This window comes from Paramicrobacterium chengjingii (assembly GCF_011751765.2).
Classification (GTDB): domain Bacteria; phylum Actinomycetota; class Actinomycetes; order Actinomycetales; family Microbacteriaceae; genus Paramicrobacterium; species Paramicrobacterium chengjingii.
Window position 1 is genome coordinate 2,389,354 of the sequence record NZ_CP061169.1, and the last position, 17,888, is coordinate 2,407,241.

The window sequence follows — 17,888 nt, forward strand, 5'->3', positions numbered from 1 at the left end:
GGTGTCACACATTCTTGTCACCGGCGGCGCCGGCTTCATTGGATCAAATTTCGTTCGTTTTGTGCTCGACAATACGGCGCACAGCATCACCGTTCTCGACAAGCTCACCTACGCCGCGAATACCGCCTCGCTGCAGGGCCTACCGGCATCCCGATTCGCCCTTGTGCAGGGCGACATTACGGATGCCGACCTGGTCGACGGTCTCGTCGCCAGCCATGACGCCGTCGTGCACTACGCGGCGGAGAGCCACAACGACAATTCGCTCGATGATCCGCGGCCGTTTCTCGACAGCAACGTGATCGGCACGTACACGTTGCTCGAGGCTGCGCGTCGGCACGGAACACGCTTTCATCACATCTCGACCGACGAGGTGTACGGCGACCTCGAGCTTGACGACCCGAATCGGTTTACCGAGTCGACGGCGTACAACCCCTCGAGCCCGTACTCCTCAACCAAGGCGGCAAGCGACCTGCTCGTGCGAGCGTGGGTGCGTTCCTTTGGCATCGAAGCGACGATCAGCAACTGCTCAAACAACTACGGCCCCTACCAGCACGTTGAAAAGTTCATTCCGCGGCAGATCACCAACGTTTTGACCGGTGTGCGCCCGAAGCTTTACGGCGCCGGAGCGAACGTGCGCGACTGGATTCATGCGGAAGACCATTCGTCTGCCGTGCTGAGTGTGCTCGAGCACGGCAGCATCGGTGAGACGTACCTGATCGGAGCCGACGGGGAGAAAAACAATCGCGAAGTGGTCGAGATGATTCTGCAGCAACTCGGCCAGCCCGCCGGGGCTTACGATCTGGTCACAGACCGGGTCGGCCACGACCTGCGCTACGCGATCGACTCGACCAAGCTGCGCACCGAGCTCGGGTGGGCGCCGCGCTTTACCGATTTCTCTGAAGGACTCGCGTCAACAATCGCGTGGTACCGCGACGACCCGGCCTGGTGGGAACCGCAGAAGAAAGCAGCCGAAGCCCGCTACACGGCGCAGGGCCGGTAACGAGCTTCGGCGCGCACGTTGTCACTCGGCGGACACGAGCGGCGCGCGCAGTGCCGATCTGGTGGGCACCACGATCGAGAGGATGCCGAGCAGCAGCGTTCCACCGGCGAGCACCGCGTAGGTGACCGGCGGGAACACCGGGATCAGCTGGCCCGTGAGGGCGAACGCGATGCCGGCAAGCGGAGGCAGCGTGATCACGGTGCCGAGCACGACGGCCAGAATCGAGATCAGTCCCGATTCGAGGAACGTCGTGGCCGTGACCTGACCCGGCGTCGCACCGAGCCGTCGCAGCAGAGCGAACTCCTCGCGGCGCTCCGTCGTCGCCATGACGAGCGTGTTCACGACGGCGAGCGCCATGAAGCCCAGAATGACCAGCAGTGCGACGACTGACGCCCATGACTGCATAGCGGCATCCTCGGCCCCGGCCGCGCCCAGTTCTGAGACGTTGGTAAAGCTCAGCCCGAGTGCGGCGATTTGGCTCTCGACGGCGTCACCCGTGCCCGAGACCAGCAGATAGTCGGCGAGACCGGTCGTCGTGTGCGAGCGGAGTGCGTCGGCGGCCATCGTCACGTCGCCGAAGCCGAGACCTCGATCGTAGGTGGCGACAACGCGGGCAGACAGCGGAGTGCCGTCACCAAGTGTGAGATCGACGGTGTCGCCGACGCCCGCTCCCAAGGAGAATGCCTGGTTGCCGCTGAGTGCCACGGTGTCGGGAGCAGAGAGCTCGGTCAAGCTCCCCTCGGAGACGGCGAGATCGAGTGTGCCGTCGAGCGACGTCGGATTAACGCCCTGAAGGGGTTTGGTCTCGACAATGGAGAACTCGCTGCCGGGCTCCCCCGTCTCGACGATGACGTTCGAGCGGATGACGGGCGTGACAGCATCCACTCCGTCGATGGCCGCCACCTCCGCACCACGCTCGGGGGCGATGCCGCCCGCTGGTGCCGTGACGATGTAGTCGGCTGTTGTGCCGTCGACGGACTGCGACGATGCCTCGGCCGAGACGGTTGCCGGCACGAAAAGCTGCACGATCGCGAGCGTGATGCCGAGCGCCAGAGGGATGATTGCCGTGGAGAGCCTGCGGGTGAAGCTGCGGGCATTCGCGTCGGCGAGCACTGCCGGCGCTGCACGGAATCGACGCAGCAGGGGACCTGCGATGGTGAGAGACTGCTCGACGATGCGCGGGCCGAGAAGCGCGGCACCGACGATGATCAGCAGGGCAGCGGATGCCGGGCCGGCAAGCGCGGCCTCTCCCCGAATGAACAGCGGCACCAGGGAGGCAACGACTCCGGCAATGACGAGGCTGAGACCCGTGATGACGCGGCCGCGGCTCAGTTGAGGAGTTTCGACGCGCGATTGCACGAGAGCCTCGATGGGTGATGCCTTCGCCGGGCGTCGCGCGCTGACGACGGCAGCGAGAACTGCGGTTGCGATGGTGACCACGACAGCGCCGATGCCGGGGAGCGGGCTGAAGGCAAGCGCGAAGTCTGCAGGGATGACCCCGCCGACGGCGAACTGATCGCCGAGCAGCTGCGCGAGAGCGTAGCCGGGAATCAGGCCGAGCACGGCGGCGATCGATGCGACGAGGCCGGTCTCGCGGACGATGATGCCCTGCAATTGGCGTGAACTGGTGCCGACCGCGCGCAGAAGAGCAAAGTCTCGGCGTCGCTGCGCGATCGAGAGCGACAGCGTGCTGGCGACCACGAACAGGGCGATGATGAGCGCCACTCCGGCGAGCGATCCGCTGAGCGCGATGAGGTTGGTTCGCGCCTGAGCACCGGCGAGCGACTCGACGTCTCCACGCGCCGCGCCCTCATAGGTGACGATGCCGGGCACTGCGTCGGTGATCGCGGCAGAGAGCGCAGCGGCATCCGTTCCGTCGGCGGCGATGACTCCGACGAGAGCGATGCTGCCCTGATGCGGCCAGAGTGCATCGATGCCCTGCTCACTCAGGAAGACATTCGACGTTGAGACGGTGGCGCTGGCCGGGTCGACGACGCCGCTGACCGTGTAGGTGATTGGCACTCCCCCGTGGGCAAGCTCGATGCGATCGCCGGGCTCTGCGCCGAGGGCGGAGCTGACCACAACCTGGTCTGCGGCCGTGGGAGGGCTACCCGCGCTGAGCGGGGACGGCGTGAGAGCGGCCGCTGCCCACGGATGGGCGCTGACCTCGGTTCCGTCGTGTGTGGTGAGCGGCACCTCGACGTCGGCGATGGCGTGCTTCACCCCAGGCACCGCGGCGATGTCGTCGATTGTGTCTTCGGGCAGCAGGGCACGTTCGGTGAAGGGAACGGGGACGTCCTCGGGGACCGGCTTGGATTGCGGTGCCCCGACGATGACATCTGCGCCCGCGAGACGTTCAACGGCGACGCCGCCGCGAAGGCCGGACTCGACGAGAACGCCGAGTGCCGTGCTGAGAGCGGAGGCGAGCAGCACGGCGACGACAACGCCGATGAAACTGCGACGGTGGTGCGCGGTTGACGCGCGAGCGAGAGTCCACATGGTCACTCCCCCCACTGCGCCATGTGAGCGGTGATGCTGGCGATGTCGGGGCTATCGATGGAGCCGGCGAGCCGACCATCAGAGAGAAAGACGACGCGATCGGCGTACGAGGCAGCGATCGGGTCGTGCGTCACCATCACGACGGTCTGCTGCAGGTCTGTGGCTGCCTGCCGAAGCAGGGCGAGCACCTGGCGGGCGGACCGAGAGTCGAGGGCACCGGTCGGCTCGTCGCCGAACACGGCGGCGGGCCTGGTGACGAGCGCTCGTGCGATGGCCGCGCGCTGCTGTTGCCCTCCCGAGAGCTGTTGCGGTCGGCGACCGACAAGGTCGGCGATGCCGACGGCCCTCACAACGTGGTCGAACCAGGCTGTGTCGACCGGATGCTGTCCCAGCAGCAGCGGAAGCGTGATGTTCTGTGCGATCGTGAGCTGCGGTAACAGGTTGTACGACTGGAACACGAAGCCGACGTGGTCGCGGCGGAAGCGTGTGAGCTGCCGTTCGCGCAATCGGGAGATGTCGGTGCCGCCGAGTGTGACGGAACCCGATGTGGGAACATCGAGCCCGGCCGCGAGGTGCATCAGTGTGCTCTTGCCCGAGCCGGAGGGGCCCATGATCGCAGTGAATGAAGCCGTGGGAATCTGCAGGGACACCCCGGCGAGTGCGGTGACGGTGCCGGAGCCTTCGCCATACGTCTTGACGATGTTCTCAAGCTGAACGGCGGGCTGTGGCGGCGCGTAGGTGCCGGAGGCGGGAGCGAAATGCTGGGTCTGTGAAGTCATACTTCGACGTTACGAATGCCTGGCCTCCCGTACACGGGTGCCTCCGGGCGTCTTCACGGTAGTGCTGGCCCTACCAGGGTTGGAAAGCGCGTCAGCGAGCGTTTGAGCCTGAGCCGAAGGGTAGGGTCAGCACTACCGACATCGCGTCGCTGGTCGGCGAAGATAGGGGTATGCCCACAGCATCCGTCTCTTCCCTTCGACCACGATGGCGCGCCATCGCGTTCATCGCCGTCGAGGCCGGCTGGTGGCTTGTCGGACTCTTCTACCTCTGCGCTGTGCTCGCTGTCGCACCGTTTCTTCTGCTGGGAATCGGCTGGCTCGCGGTGCCGACGCTCGTCGAATGGCTCGAACAGCTGGCGGATCGGGCTCGTGCACGCGCAGCCGGCTTCTCTCGCTCGCGGGCGCCTGAACGCATCCGACATGGTCACCGAGGTCTGTCGTTCACGGAGCGCGTTGCTCTAGTGACGTCGTCAGAGTTTCAGCGCAACGCCGTGTGGGCTGTGGGCCACCTGATTCTCATGCCCGTTGTGGTCGTGCTCGGTCTTGGTCTGCCGATCGGTGGTCTCAACAACATTCTCGCGGCAACGTATTGGTGGAGCGTTCCGACCGACGATCCCGTCTTCGCGCCCTTCGCTGTGACCAGCTGGCCCTTGGCGATCGCCGCGCTCGGCATCGGCATCGCATACGCCATTATCGGCTGGGTCATTCTGCCGGCACTTGCCCGCCGATCCGCGAGCGTCACGCTGGCAATGCTCTGGCCCGACCGCGTCAACGACATGGAGCAGCGCATCGAGTCGCTCTCCCGCAGCCGGGCCGCGGCGCTCGATGCGCACTCGAGCGAGCTGCGCCGCATCGAACGCGAGCTGCACGACGGCGCCCAGAATCAGCTTGTCGGCGTCGTGATGATGATCGGGCTCGCCCAGCGGACGATGAACGACGATCCAGACAAAGCAGCGTCATTCCTGGTGCAGGCTCAGGATGCCGCCTCTGACGCCCTCACGGGTTTACGCGAGATGGTGCACGACATCTACCCGCCCGTGCTCGATGAGCTGGGGCTCTCGGGTGCCGCATCAACGTTGACAAGCAGACTCGGGATGCCGACGACTCTCGACGTGTCTGCGCTGAAACGCGCTCCGGCCGCCGTGGAGTCTGCCGCGTACTTCGTGCTGGCCGAGGCGCTGACGAACGTTGCCAAGTATGCCAACGCATCGACAGTCAGCGTGACGCTCAGCACTGTTTCGTCTTCTCCTGAAGACACGCTCATTGTGCAGGTCGACGACGACGGTCGCGGTGGGGCCACAGTCGGCGCAGCCGGCACCGGCCTCGGGGGCGTCGCCAGTCGCGCCGAGGCACTTGGCGGTACGCTCTCGTTGTCGAGCCCCGTTGGCGGGCCCACCCAACTGAAGGTCGAGTTGCCGTGCGGATTCTGATTGCCGAAGACAACGCTCTGCTGCGCGCAGGGCTGACGATGCTCGTGAACGGCGAGGGAATCGAGGTGGCGGCCGCCGTCGACAACCCCGACGATGTTCTGACGGCGTTCGACGAACACGAGGTAGACGGTGCCGTGCTCGACGTGCGGATGCCGCCGACATTCACAAACGAGGGGCTCAGAGCCGCGCTCGAGATGCGGCGCCGCAAACCCGCATTTCCTGTGCTCGTGCTCTCGGCGTATGTCGAAGACACGTATGCGGCAAAGCTGCTGGGCGATGGAGCATCCGGTGTCGGCTACCTACTGAAGGAACGCGTCGGCGACGTCGGCGAGTTCGTGGCTGCTCTGCGTCGCGTTGTGGACGGCGGTACGGCGATGGATCCCGAGGTGATCGCCCAACTGGTGAGCCGCCGCGATGCCGACGACCCCGTGCGACGGCTGACTCCCCGCGAGCGCGAGGTTCTGAGCCTCGTGGCGCAGGGTATGGGAAACGCAGCCATCTCAGAGCAGCTCGTAGTCACCGAAGCCGCCGTCGGCAAGCACATCGGCAACATCTTCTCGAAGCTCGACCTCGCTCCGCATGACGCAGGCCACCGCCGCGTGCTGGCAGCGCTCGCCTACCTGCGGTCGTAACCGGCCAGAGTCGCCAACTCGATGCTCTTTGCCCTCTTGTTCTGGGCCTTCTTATATTGACAGATATAGTCCGCATTGGGACAATATATGTATGCAGCTTTCCACAGAACAGGCCGCCAAAGAATTGGGGGTGACAGCCCGGCAAGTGCGGCGAGCCGCGAGCACCGGAGCAGTCAAAGCAACCCGGTTCGGATCTTCACATTCGGTGTCGGCCCGCCAAGTTCAAGTTCTGGCACGTACTCGCCACCGGGGGCGCAACTGGTCAGATACTACTCGGAACTCGGCACTAGACCTCCTTGTTTCCGGCACCACAAATGCACTTCGCGGCTCCGAACTGAGTCGAATGAAGCATCGGATTCGAACGGCAAATGTGGGTGCCCTTGCCGGGCAGATTCTGCGAGATAGGGTCTCCCTTAGACGAGCCTCGGGCGTCACACGCGGGCGCAGTTTCATGCCAAAGCTACTCGCTGAATTGGGTCTGTCTTCGGGCGGCGGCCTTGGAATCCTCGTCACAAATGATGCACACCGTGTCGCCAAGCAAAACCGTCTTGCGCTCGATGATTCAGGAGATATCGTCATCGTTGAGGGAAACGACAAACACGCTTCAGCGCTTGAGGTATTTGCACTCTATGCCTTTGGCGACACTCGCGAGAGTTCAGCAGCCGAACAATGGATCAAGAGAGCGCAAGGCAGAGTGTGATTGAACGCCCGCACGTTTCCATTACAGCCCAGTCGCCTGGGTGGGATGAACCTCCATGGACCACAGCGTTTGAACTTGCACGCGTTCTTCCGCCGCACTCGTGGACTCTCATCGGCGGACTTATGGTCAAACTTCATGCTGAGCTCGCAGATCTCCCTGCAGCACGCTTCACTGTAGATGTTGATTCGGCATTACATCTTGAAACAAGAGCCGTAACCTTTGGGCAAGCCGTGTCTACGTTGGAGAAATCCGGGTTCATTCTGGACAAAGATTCCCGGCACGCCTATCGATTCAATCGTGGTCTTGAACGAATAGACCTCATGTGCTCAGATCGTCACGCCATTTGGAAAAAGCCCCGCTACGCGGGACGCCCGCTCTTTGGTGTGCCAGGAGGAACACGCGCATTGCAAAGGACGATAAACGTCGACCTAAGAACAAAGAACGACGTCGTTCGAATCGTCACTCCCGACTTACGCGGAGCACTAGTACTTAAAGGTGCCGCCTATCTCGAGGATTCTCGCGACCGAGCACGTCACGCTGAAGACGCGGTCGTTCTTCTCGCATGCCTTACTGATCCTCACGAATCGGTAATGGGTCTAAGCCGACAAAGCCGCAAACGAGTCAGGACACTCGTGCGTGCGCTTATGGAACAAACATCCCCATGGACAAACCACGACGACATTGTGCAGTCGCTTGCACGAGAGTCACTTGACGAAATGCGTGAACTTCTCGGCGTTGCACAAGGGAGAAACTAGTTCAGCCGTTCTCAGAGCAGCTCGTGGTCACCGAGGCCACCGCCGCATGCTGGCAGCGCTCACCTACCTGCGGTCGTAACCTCAGCGACCGATGTTGAGCGCCTCTGAGGTCTCACCCAGCACCTCGTCGACGCGTACGGCGTCACCGTTGAGCGTGGTTCCCATGGTGGGAATCATTTCGCGCAGCTTGGGTTCCCACTCCCCCGACTTCGCGGGGAAGCAGCGCTTAAGAATGTTCAGCATGATCGGCACGGCCGTGGATGCCCCGGGCGAGGCCCCGAGCAGGCCCGAGATTGAGCCGTCTGCACTCGAGATGACCTCCGTACCGAACTGCAGAACGCCGCCCTTGTCGGCATCCTTCTTCATCACCTGCGCGCGCTGACCGGCCGTGATCAGGTACCAGTCCTTCTGCTTCGCGGTCGGCATGAATTCCTTGAGCGATTCGAACCGCTTGCTCTTGCTCGCCATCAGCTCACCGAGCAGATACTTGATGAGATCGGGGTTGTCTTTCGCGACGGCCAGCATCGGAATGAGGTTGTGCGTGCGCACCTGCGTAACAAGGTCCCAGATATGGCCGTTCTTCAAGAACTTGGGGCTGAAGCCCGCATACGGGCCGAAAAGCAGACTCGGGCTGCCATCAACCATGCGCGCATCGAAGTGCGGCACCGACATGGGCGGAGCGCCAACGGCAGCCTGACTGTACACCTTCGTTGTGTGCTGCTCTACGATCTTCGGGTTGTCTGTGCGCAAGAACTGCCCCGAAATCGGGAAGACGCCGTACCCCTTGATCTCGGGAATGCCCGACTTCTGCAGCAGCTTGAGCGCCCATCCGCCCGCGCCGACAAAAACAAATCGGGCGTTGAGCTGCCCCGGGGTGCTGCCCACACGCTGCTTGTACTTCAGCAGCCAGGTGCCGTCTTTCTGCTTTTTCAGCGACTTCACCTCGGTGTTGAGATTGAGGCTGGCACCGGATGCTGTCGCAGCATCCACAAGCTGGTGTGTCAGCGAGCCGAAGTCCACGTCAGTGCCCGCTGGCTGCCAGGTTGCGGCAAAGGGCTGGTCTTGCTTGAGTCGCTTCTGCATGAGCAGCGGTGCCCATTTGTTGATGACCTTGGGGTCGTCCGAGTACTCGATGCCCTCGAACAGCGGCTGCTCCTTGAGCAGCTCATAGCGCCGCTTAAGGTAGTCGACGTCTTTCTCGCCCCGCACAAATGTCATATGCGGCGTAGCGTTGATGAACGTGTTGGGGTCGGTGATGAGCCCCTTTTCGACGAGGAAACTCCAGTACTGCCTGCTGATCTGAAACTGCTCGTTGATGCCCACGGCCTTGGTCGGCTCGACCGAGCCGTCTTTGGCGCGCGGCATGTAATTGAGCTCGCACAGTGCTGAGTGCCCCGTGCCCGCGTTGTTCCAGGGGTTCGACGACTCCTGGGCAACGTCGCCAAGCCGCTCGAAGATCTCGATCTTCCAGGTGGGCTCAAGCTGTGAAATCAGGGAGGCAAGGGTGGCGCTCATGATGCCGCCCCCGATGAGGGCGACATCGACCGGCTGGGAAGACGTCATGGCTTCCATTCTAAGGTGACAAGCCGAGTGCTCAGGACGTCACCGTGTTGAGGCGCTCGCATCGGCATCACGGCTTCGGCGTACGTGACTTCGGGCATGATCGACCGCGCCTTCCAGATCGGTGAAGAGGTGCTTGTGATGTCGAAGCGAGGCGATGACACCGACACGTGTCGCGAGAGCAATGTGCTCAGGAGGGATGCCCTTGATGAGCACGGTGACACCGCGTCGTTCAAGCATATGAACGAGCTCCGTAAGCACCTGGGCGCCGGTGGCGTCGAGAACCTGCAGTTTGGACAGACGCAAAATGACCACTGAGACGTCTTGGATGCTGTTCACCCGGGCAAGCACGCGCTCGGCAGCGCCGAAGAACAAAGCCCCATCGAGCCGGAACAGGGCGATGCGCTCATCTGCAGGATGAACGGGCAGAGGCAGCTCCTCGCGATGCACACCCGCGGACTTCGCAAGACGGCGCAAAGTGAAGAATGCTGCAGCGAGAACGCCCACCCCGACCGCATAGATCAGATCCACGCTCACTGTGACCAGCGCAGTGAGCGTAAACACAACAGCATCCGACCGTGTGGAACCGAGGATCGTGCGCACCGTCGCAAGAGAGATCATTCGCGCCGACGTGACCATCAACACGCCAGAGAGCGCGGCGAGAGGAATGGTGGCGACAACGTTGCTGGCGACGTATACGACGAGAAGCAAGACGAGGGTGTGCACAATCGCCGCAAGTCTTGTGCGTGCCCCGGAGCGAATATTGACGGCGGTGCGGGCGATCGCGCCTGTCGCAGGCATGCCCCCGAAGCACCCTGCTGCGACGGACGCGAGACCCTGACCGATCAACTCCCGGTCCGCATCGTACGGCCCGGTGTCAGAGATGGATGCGGCAACCCGTGCCGAAAGAAGCGACTCGATCGCGGCCAGTGCAGCAATCGTGAACGCGGGGCCGAGAAGAGTGAGGACCATCGCGCTGTCCCATGCCGGAAGGGTAGGCGCGGGAAGTGAAGCGGGAAGTTCCCCGATCGTCGCTACCGGAAGGTTCAACAGTGTGGCGCCGAGAGCGACAACGATGATTGCAATGATCGATCCGGGGAGCGCCGCGTGAGCCTTGGGGCTGACGATCATGATCACTGCGACCAGCACAGCGATGATCAGGGGCCACCAGAGATCTGCGAGATTGACGGTGCCTACCGATTCGAGGGCAGCGACGAAAGCGTTGTTGCTCGGCCCAGGCTCCGCGCCCAGTGCGGCGGGAACCTGCTGCAGAAAGATGATGACAGCGATGCCGAGGGTGAACCCCTCGATCACCGGCCACGGAATATACGAGACAGCGGCGCCGAGCCTGAGCAATCCCGCCACCAGCACGATCAGCCCAGCGAGAAGACACACGAGGGCGAGCGCACCGACCCCATGGACGGCAATGACCGGACCCAGCACGACAACCATCGCGCCCGTTGGTCCCGACACCTGCACATTCGACCCGCCGAATACTGCGGCCACGACACCGGCGATGATCGCGGTGATCAAGCCGCTTTCTGCGCCCGCTCCCGAGCTGACCCCGAAGGCGAGTGCCAGTGGAAGAGCGACGATTCCGACTGTGACGCCGGCCACCACATCGCGCCGCCACGATCTCGGAAGCTCCCGATAGTCCCGCCACTGGGGCAACAGCGCACGCAAAGACCGCATTGAGACTGCGAGCCTGCTCATTGAGTATGTGCCAGGGGAACATCCGGCAGCTCGATAGTTGACATCAGCTGCTGCTGATTCTGTTGCAGCACCTCGGTGAGCAGATGCCGAGCAACGAGAAGGAAGTCGGCGACCTGCGGAAACGCGATCCGGTAGAAAACGAGGCTGCCCCGGCGCTCCGCGACAACCAAGTGGTGCCTGCGCAAGACCGACAGGTGCTGCGAGAGATGCGACGCTTCAAGCCCAGTATCTTCCAGCAATTCAGATACCGAGGTCTCCGGCTGCGCGCAGAGTAATTCCAGAACCCGCACTCGCACCGGATGAGACAGCCCTTTGAAGAGGTTCGCCTTCACCTCATACAAGGGTCGCTGCGCGTCCCAGTTTCTGTCCTCCAATTTTCCTCCACTTGATGAATCCATCATATGATGTGATCACACAATCATACCCGTCTCGTGGCTAACGGAACAGCGAGCATCGCCTCCGGAATTTGTGTGCGCGGAAGCAAAGTGGTGCGAGACGGGCTTCGGGCGCTGTTTGCGCATGACCCGCAGAGTCGGCTATTCGCCCCGCGCGGGATCAACTGACCGAGCTATACGACTGGATTGTCGCGAACGCTGGATCGTCAAGCTTTACAGCGGGCGACGTCGACGGGAGTCTCGCGCACCATCGGCGTGTGCCAGAAGTCGAGCGGTGCCGCGTCAGCATCCGCCCCTCCCGTCAGCGTGTAGCCGATCACTGTCTGCGTGCCCGGGTCGGTCGTCACCGAGATCTTTGCCACGCTGCGACCGAGGTGTTCGCCCGAGTAATTGGGCGTGACGGTCTTGCCGTTCACCGTGACGTTTTCGATCGTCTGCCCGACAGGCGCATAGAGCACGACGTCGGTCGCGATGCGGCCGTGCTTGTAATACGGCCCCTGAATGTAGTCGGGAAGTGAATCGGCCTTCGCCGGATCAAGAATGTTCGACAGCGTCACCGTCGCGGCTGTCGATGCGGCATCGGCCGTGCAGGTCTGCTCCGCGCCGATGGTCATGTTCATGTAGAAGTCCATCTTCGACCCCGTGGTGTCGTTGATGTACACGCCCGCGACGTTGTCGTCAGCGTTGGACTCGGGAAGGGCGCCCGCGACGCGGGTGCCTGCGAACAGCGCGTTCTCTGCATCGTCTGAGCTCGAGTAGAGCAACCGGCCCTGGTCGATGACGACGGTGAGCTGGGTGATCAGCTCCTTGATGTCGAGATCGCCCTGCGTGAGCGCATCGAAGATCGACCCGGCAGCGGCGGCGAAGAAGAGGTCTTGCATGTCGGGGTCTTCGTAGCGAAAGTACGTTTCGTTCAGCAGCAGCGATACAGCGTTCTCTGATGTGAGCGTGTCCCCGGTCTCGAGCTCAATGGGCCCTGTCGCCTTGAGAAGATAGCTGAGAGCAACGGGGTCGAGAGACATCACCCCGTCGATCTTCATGTCACTGTACGTCCCCCACCAGGCCGTGGCGATGTCCGCCGTCGTCGTGAAGTCGGGGGTCAGCGTCATATCCATCATGTAGCGACCGATCTTGTCGCCATAGAGCTTGAGCGTCTGCTCGTCAATGTCGGTGATGAGCTCTGGGCCGCCGTTTGTGAAGTCGCGACTCGATGCCTGGTCTGCAATCGTGATGGCGCCGTCCGTGACATTCACAAGAAGAATGGATGCCGGGTTTCCGCCCGTTCCGCGCGCTTCTGCGTTGTTCTGGAAGAGCATGAGGTAGTTGCGTGGTCCGTCGGCGCCGAGCGCCGCAGGCAGCACGTCCGTTGCCTGCTTCGCCGCCCCCAGCAGATCGGAGACCTCGGTGAGCTTGGGCTCGATCTTGTCCATTGCCGATGTGATCTGGTCGACGAGACCGTCGCGGTTGAGGGAATCGAAGCGCTTTTGCGATGTCGTCGTCGCCTCGAGCGCATTCGTCACTGTTTCACCGAGCGCCGAGATCTGGTCAACGTTGATCTTGCCGTCAACCGGCTTCAGGTCGTCGAGCGAGAACTGCGAGAGCGGCTTCACGACCTTGGTGGCGAGGGAGTCGGCGACTTCTGCCGTTGTGCGCACGGCCACGAGGTTGTTGCCGAGCACGGGCACGCCTTCGCCGATGTCCCAGAGAAATCCGCCCGTGTCGCTGCGCGCCTGCTCGGTGTACTTCTCGAGATCAGACACAGAGCTCTTGGCGGCCTCGATATCGCCTGATGTCACGTGCTCTTGAATGGTCGAGACAAGCGGAAGCGCCTTGTTGAGACTGTCGCGCACGGCGAGAGCCTGCTTGGCCACGAGAAACCCGCACACAACAACCGCCACCAGGGCAAGAACGAGCACGCAGATGATGGGCACCCACAGAACAGCCCGCTTATACAACGGCTTCGAAACAGCTCTGCTTCCCACGGTTCTCCTCTTGTCGATGCGCCCGAGCGCCCTCCGACAGCATATTGGCTCCACGCTGAGATTCCGTGCCAAGCGCAGACACAACGCAAAGGCGGGGCGAACCGCTCAAAGCCGCTATTCGCGCTGCTCGATGTGGAAGAATACTGCCGATGACCGACGAAAACTTCATTGACGTGATCGCTCTCGCGGTCGACGCAGACCCTGACAATCTCGCGCTGCGCGAGGACTTCATCACGCTCCTGCTGGAGGAGGACCCGGCTCGCGCTGCCGAGCAGGTCGATGAGTACGCCGCTCGCGGGGGCGCATCTCAGAAAGTGGGTCTGCTGCGTGCGCGTGCGACGGCCGCCCGCTTGCGTGCTCCCGGAATCGGCCCGACGCAGAACACGCCGAGGCCCACCCCCGTCGAACCCGAGATCGAGGACGACGAGGTAGAGGACGAGCAAGCGTATCCAGACGCCTCGGTGTGGGGAGCCGAACGCCCGCGCGTGACGCTCAACGACGTCGCGGGTCTCGCCGACGTCAAGAAGCACCTCGACCAGACGTTCCTCGCACCGCTGCGCAACCCCGAGATGGCAGCCGCGTTCGGGCAGACCCCGGGCGGGTCGCTGCTAATGTACGGTCCGCCCGGCTGCGGTAAGACGTTTATCGCTCGTGCGATCGCCGGTGACCTGGGGGCGAACTTCATTCATGTGACCCTGGCAGATCTGCTCAGCAAGTGGCTCGGCGAGAGCGAGCGCGCCATCCAAAGCGTGTTCCGCGACGCACGCGCGAGCGCGCCATGCGTGATTTTCTTCGACGAATTCGATGCCCTCGGCGGGCGACGCTCATCTGGTGGCGGGGCATCCGCGACCATGCGCACGATTCTCACACAGCTGCTCGAAGAGCTCGACGGCGTGCGCAGCACCAACGACGGCGTGTACTTCCTCGCCGCGACGAACCGCCCATGGGACATTGACGGGGCGCTGCGGCGCCCGGGTCGCATCGACAAGACGGTGCTTGTGCTTCCACCGGATGCTGTCGCACGGGCCGCGATCATCCAGAACGCGCTTGAAGGCAAGCCAGCAGACAACGTCGATTCCATCGAGGTAGCGGCGGCAACCGACGGGTTCTCCGGTGCCGATCTCAGTCACCTGACTGGCTCAGCGCTGCAACAGGCCATGTCGGAGTCGATGAGCAGCGGAAACCTCGTGCCCGTCACGACGAAGAGCCTGATTCAGATCGCGAAAGGCATTACGCCGTCGACAGCCACCTGGTTCGACCAGGTTGCGCCCGTGCTCGAATACGGCGTCGACGACGGCACCTTCGACCAGCTGAGAGCCTACCGAGTCGCACGGGGAATGCGATGAACGACGAGGCGACGTACACAGACCGCGACCGCGAGCTCGCGTGGGATCTCTACGACGCCCAGCCGACGAACGCGAAGATTGAGGAGCTCGCGTATCGTGTGCTCTCCAATGAGCCCTGGCGAACCGGCATGTTGATTCTCCTCGCCGACCATTACGCTGCACGACGACGCACAGACGACGCACGGCAAAAGTACGAAGAGGTGATGGGGCGGCGCGATCAGTACTTCGCGAACGCCGCCGCGGCACTGCGCGACCTCGAGCTCAGCGCCCGGAACTATTCGCGGGCGCTAGAACTGGCGATCGTCGCCGTCGAAGAGGACTCCGAGCTGTGGTTTAACCACATGCAGCTCGGCAATGCGATGGCTGCGTGCGGAGACTTCGAGGCAGGTTGGGATCTTATGGACGACGCGGTCGCCATGTGCGGCCGCACTATGCCCGACATGGTGGGAACGGCGTTGGCCGCGCAGATCACTCGTCTTGCCGAGGGCTTTGCCCCGCCGGAACGGCAGATCCCCGTCGCACAGGCAGCGATCGAAGCGGATCCCGCGAACGTCTGGGCCTCAGAGATGCTCGGCTGGTCGTATCTGCTTCAGTATCGCTTCGATGACGCCGAGAATCTTGCGCTTCGGCTACTCCGTGAAGATCCGCAAAATGAGTTGATGCATACGTTGCTCTCCTTAGCCCGCAAGTACCGCACGACCGTCTACGAGAACGAGCTGCCTCCAGAAAAGGTGCGCGCCGCCGGACTCATCGAAATCGCGTGGCGTCATCAGAATGACGTGGAGCGAGGACTGGATCTCGAATCCGCACTCACCTCTCTCGAGAAGGTGCTTCCGGACGATATCCGTGCGACGCTTCGCGATCCTGCGGATCCGGCGGAGGCTACAAAGCTGACCCGTGTGGTGCGAACAATCGCTCTATGGCATGACGGGCAGACTCCCGGCACTGGCGCGGTGTGGGACACCGATGAGCCGTTCCGTCTGATGACCACTGCGGAGCTCAACGAGCTCGATGCGGCGATCGATGCTGAGCCTGCTGCGCATCCGGAATGGCCCGAAGACGAAATGTGGGATCAGGTATTGACTGACGACCGTGGCGCGTACCTTGCCATCGTCGGCTTCGGCCGGCTCGTTCGGCGCGAGCGTGATCGTGACGATGTGGTCGTCGCCGACAGTATTGCCGACTGGGTGTGGGACCGTGTCGCGGCCCTCGGAGGTCACGACCCGCGACCGAAGCGCCCTGCCCTCACCGTGCACCCCTGACGCCGCTGCTACCGAGTGCCGACAGGGCGTCCTGAGCCTGGTACGAGCTTCGATGCCATTCTCAGCCTCTCGGTGCCGTCGATGTTCACTCTTACGTGTTTCCAATTCAAATGAACACGCGCTTACTTAGAGCGGCGAAGCGGTCGAGTATGTCAGCGGCAGCACAGCACCTTCAGGGGACGCAACGATGATCGAGCCCTCATGCGCGATACTTCGCCCGCTCGAACGCTACCGGGGCCACGTCGCTGTCTGAACGTCCCAGTTCCCTTTTGCCACCTGAGTGAGCGCCGGATCGGAAAAGTTCGCGACAGTGTTTAACACGTCGGTGAACTCCAGCGGAAGATCGCTTTCGCGCTGCACTCGGGTGCGCCAGGTGCGCCACTTTGGCTGCGCGACTCGCGGCATCCGTTCCAGTGTTGGAAGAAGTGGCCTCATGGCCACTCGACGATACTCCGCTACCGTACCCAGGGACGCCACGAGGTCATCCGCCGGCACGCTGTGCACTCGCGTAAGCGTGTAGATGTCGGCGAAGTCTCGCCAGCGAGTGTTGGCTGGTCCACGGTCGATGGCGGTGATGATCTTCTCGGCGAGGACCATCGTCAACGGGTAGCCGAGGATCTCGACCGGCGGCTGATCGAGCGCAACGATGCGAGGGAGTTCGATCAGCCGCGGTGCCGGCCAAATAGGGTCGCCGAAGTTCACATCGATGCCGACGGTCAAGCGTGCGCGCCCCAGCAAGCCGACGAGCTTCACGCGGATCCCGGCGTATTCGTCATCGTCACGGATGGTCGAGGCAGTGATGCTGTCTGGATCGAAGATCACGCCGTCAGGCAGATCGATGGTGACGACTTCCCGGATCCGTTCCGCAACGTCAGTCTCGTCGTTCGCGATGCCGGTTGCCTGGAGATCGATGTCTTTGGTCGATCGACGAACAGCGAAAGCTGCGAGCAGCACACCTCCTTTGAGGACGAAGTCGTCGCGATGCTCGGACTCGGCGAGCCGAGCCAGGAGCGCCTCGAGTACGTAGAGCGTCTGTAACTCCTGCACGTCGCCGGCAGTCTGGCGGGCAAGTCGCTGGATGGCGAGGGTCGCGTCGCCCGCGGGGGTGCCGTGTTGCGGATTCGGGGTCACAGCAGGATCTCCAACGCGTTCTGTAGCGCCGGGCGAGCTTTCGGGAGCCGCTCGGCCAACGCGGACAAGCTTGCCGGGCTGTTTCCGCGTTCTCGAAGCCATCGCTTGAGGGCGCCGACGGCCAGGTCACTTCCCCATGCGTGGCGGAGGCGGAAAAGGTCGATGATCGTCCGTTCCGGTGAATACAGCCCGATCGACAAGCCTCCGGGCAGGGTGTGCTCCGTACGGCCAATCGCGAATGTGTCGGCTTCGAATCGGTGCCAGGCGATCGGAGCATGCTGGATCATCAAAGGCTGGGCGCCACGGGGGATGGCGATGTCGCTGCGTGTCGGGATCTCGTCGGTCAGGTCATGTATCGCGAGCGCCGACAGCAAACAGATCGTGGCCTCGGGCTTCTTCGTGGCAATCGCCATCCACGCGGCCGTCGTGTCGTCGGTGCTGCCGGTCCGGAGGAACAGCCCGGCGGCGATCCGCTCGTACTCGCCGTCGTCGATCAGCCGGTCGAAACGGTGGCGGGTCAAACCATGCCTGTCGAGATCTCCGTAGCGGAGAAGATCAGGCAGCGTCGCGGTATCCATGCTTGCCTCCAATCAGCAGAAACCTTTACACATCCATGATATCTGGCTGTGTTTCTGTTGGCCACAAGAAGTTCCGGAAACCTTTGCGTTTCCGGTACTTTGCGGTCGGGCTGACAGGATTTGAGC

At 62.9% G+C, this 17,888-nt stretch carries 14 protein-coding genes; 6 read left to right on the plus strand and 8 right to left on the minus strand.

Annotated elements, in window-relative coordinates; translation table 11 throughout:
• Window position 1 precedes the first annotated feature (1 nt).
• Complete coding sequence (gene rfbB, locus HCR76_RS11655) at window positions 2-1,000, plus strand: dTDP-glucose 4,6-dehydratase (RefSeq protein ID WP_166990504.1); 999 nt, start codon at window positions 2-4, stop codon at window positions 998-1,000.
• A 21-nt stretch (window positions 1,001-1,021) separates the two neighbouring features.
• Here rfbB and HCR76_RS11660 read toward each other — a convergent pair whose 3' ends face one another.
• Entirely contained in the window at window positions 1,022-3,499 is a 2,478-nt protein-coding gene (locus tag HCR76_RS11660; protein WP_166990507.1) for an ABC transporter permease, read from the minus strand.
• A 2-nt stretch (window positions 3,500-3,501) separates the two neighbouring features.
• Complete coding sequence (locus HCR76_RS11665; RefSeq protein ID WP_166990511.1) at window positions 3,502-4,278, minus strand: ABC transporter ATP-binding protein; 777 nt, start codon at window positions 4,276-4,278, stop codon at window positions 3,502-3,504.
• A gap of 170 nt (window positions 4,279-4,448) precedes the next feature.
• Here HCR76_RS11665 and HCR76_RS11670 point away from each other — a divergent pair, with 170 nt between their 5' ends.
• From HCR76_RS11670 to HCR76_RS11680, 3 genes are all read left to right on the plus strand, one after another.
• On the plus strand, window positions 4,449-5,708 hold the full coding sequence (locus tag HCR76_RS11670) for a sensor histidine kinase (protein ID WP_166990514.1): 1,260 nt from the start codon (window positions 4,449-4,451) through the stop codon (window positions 5,706-5,708).
• Window positions 5,696-6,340: a response regulator gene (locus HCR76_RS11675; protein WP_166990517.1), complete on the plus strand. Its 645-nt coding sequence runs from the start codon at window positions 5,696-5,698 to the stop codon at window positions 6,338-6,340. The genes HCR76_RS11670 and HCR76_RS11675 overlap by 13 nt, the downstream gene beginning before the upstream one ends.
• 91 nt (window positions 6,341-6,431) lie before the next feature.
• A complete protein-coding gene (locus HCR76_RS11680) occupies window positions 6,432-7,040 on the plus strand; it encodes a hypothetical protein (RefSeq protein WP_198248043.1) in 609 nt (202 codons plus the stop codon).
• 836 nt (window positions 7,041-7,876) lie between these two features.
• Here HCR76_RS11680 and HCR76_RS11685 read toward each other — a convergent pair.
• From HCR76_RS11685 to HCR76_RS11700, 4 genes are all read right to left on the minus strand, one after another.
• The gene (locus HCR76_RS11685; RefSeq protein ID WP_342357074.1) at window positions 7,877-9,367 is read right to left on the minus strand and encodes a malate:quinone oxidoreductase; all 1,491 of its coding nucleotides are present in this window, start codon (window positions 9,365-9,367) and stop codon (window positions 7,877-7,879) included.
• Window positions 9,368-9,397: 30 nt separating this feature from the next.
• Window positions 9,398-11,047 carry a SulP family inorganic anion transporter gene (locus HCR76_RS11690; protein WP_198248044.1) on the minus strand — a complete coding sequence of 550 codons (1,650 nt, stop codon included), beginning with the start codon at window positions 11,045-11,047 and terminating at the stop codon, window positions 9,398-9,400.
• A 17-nt stretch (window positions 11,048-11,064) separates the two neighbouring features.
• The gene (locus tag HCR76_RS11695; protein ID WP_235934252.1) at window positions 11,065-11,469 is read right to left on the minus strand and encodes an ArsR/SmtB family transcription factor; all 405 of its coding nucleotides are present in this window, start codon (window positions 11,467-11,469) and stop codon (window positions 11,065-11,067) included.
• 200 nt (window positions 11,470-11,669) lie between these two features.
• Window positions 11,670-13,445: a DUF4012 domain-containing protein gene (locus HCR76_RS11700; RefSeq protein WP_166990527.1), complete on the minus strand. Its 1,776-nt coding sequence runs from the start codon at window positions 13,443-13,445 to the stop codon at window positions 11,670-11,672.
• Window positions 13,446-13,594: 149 nt separating this feature from the next.
• Between HCR76_RS11700 and HCR76_RS11705 the strand changes: the two genes are divergently transcribed.
• On the plus strand, window positions 13,595-14,791 hold the full coding sequence (locus tag HCR76_RS11705) for an ATP-binding protein (RefSeq protein ID WP_166990530.1): 1,197 nt from the start codon (window positions 13,595-13,597) through the stop codon (window positions 14,789-14,791).
• Window positions 14,788-16,053: a tetratricopeptide repeat protein gene (locus HCR76_RS11710; protein ID WP_166990534.1), complete on the plus strand. Its 1,266-nt coding sequence runs from the start codon at window positions 14,788-14,790 to the stop codon at window positions 16,051-16,053. Before HCR76_RS11705 ends, HCR76_RS11710 begins: the two co-directional genes overlap by 4 nt.
• Before the next feature lie 228 nt (window positions 16,054-16,281).
• Here HCR76_RS11710 and HCR76_RS11715 read toward each other — a convergent pair whose 3' ends face one another.
• Window positions 16,282-17,184 carry a nucleotidyl transferase AbiEii/AbiGii toxin family protein gene (locus HCR76_RS11715; RefSeq protein WP_198248045.1) on the minus strand — a complete coding sequence of 301 codons (903 nt, stop codon included), beginning with the start codon at window positions 17,182-17,184 and terminating at the stop codon, window positions 16,282-16,284.
• A complete protein-coding gene (locus tag HCR76_RS11720) occupies window positions 17,181-17,762 on the minus strand; it encodes a type IV toxin-antitoxin system AbiEi family antitoxin domain-containing protein (RefSeq protein WP_166990540.1) in 582 nt (193 codons plus the stop codon). Before HCR76_RS11720 ends, HCR76_RS11715 begins: the two co-directional genes overlap by 4 nt.
• Window positions 17,763-17,888: the final 126 nt, after the last annotated feature.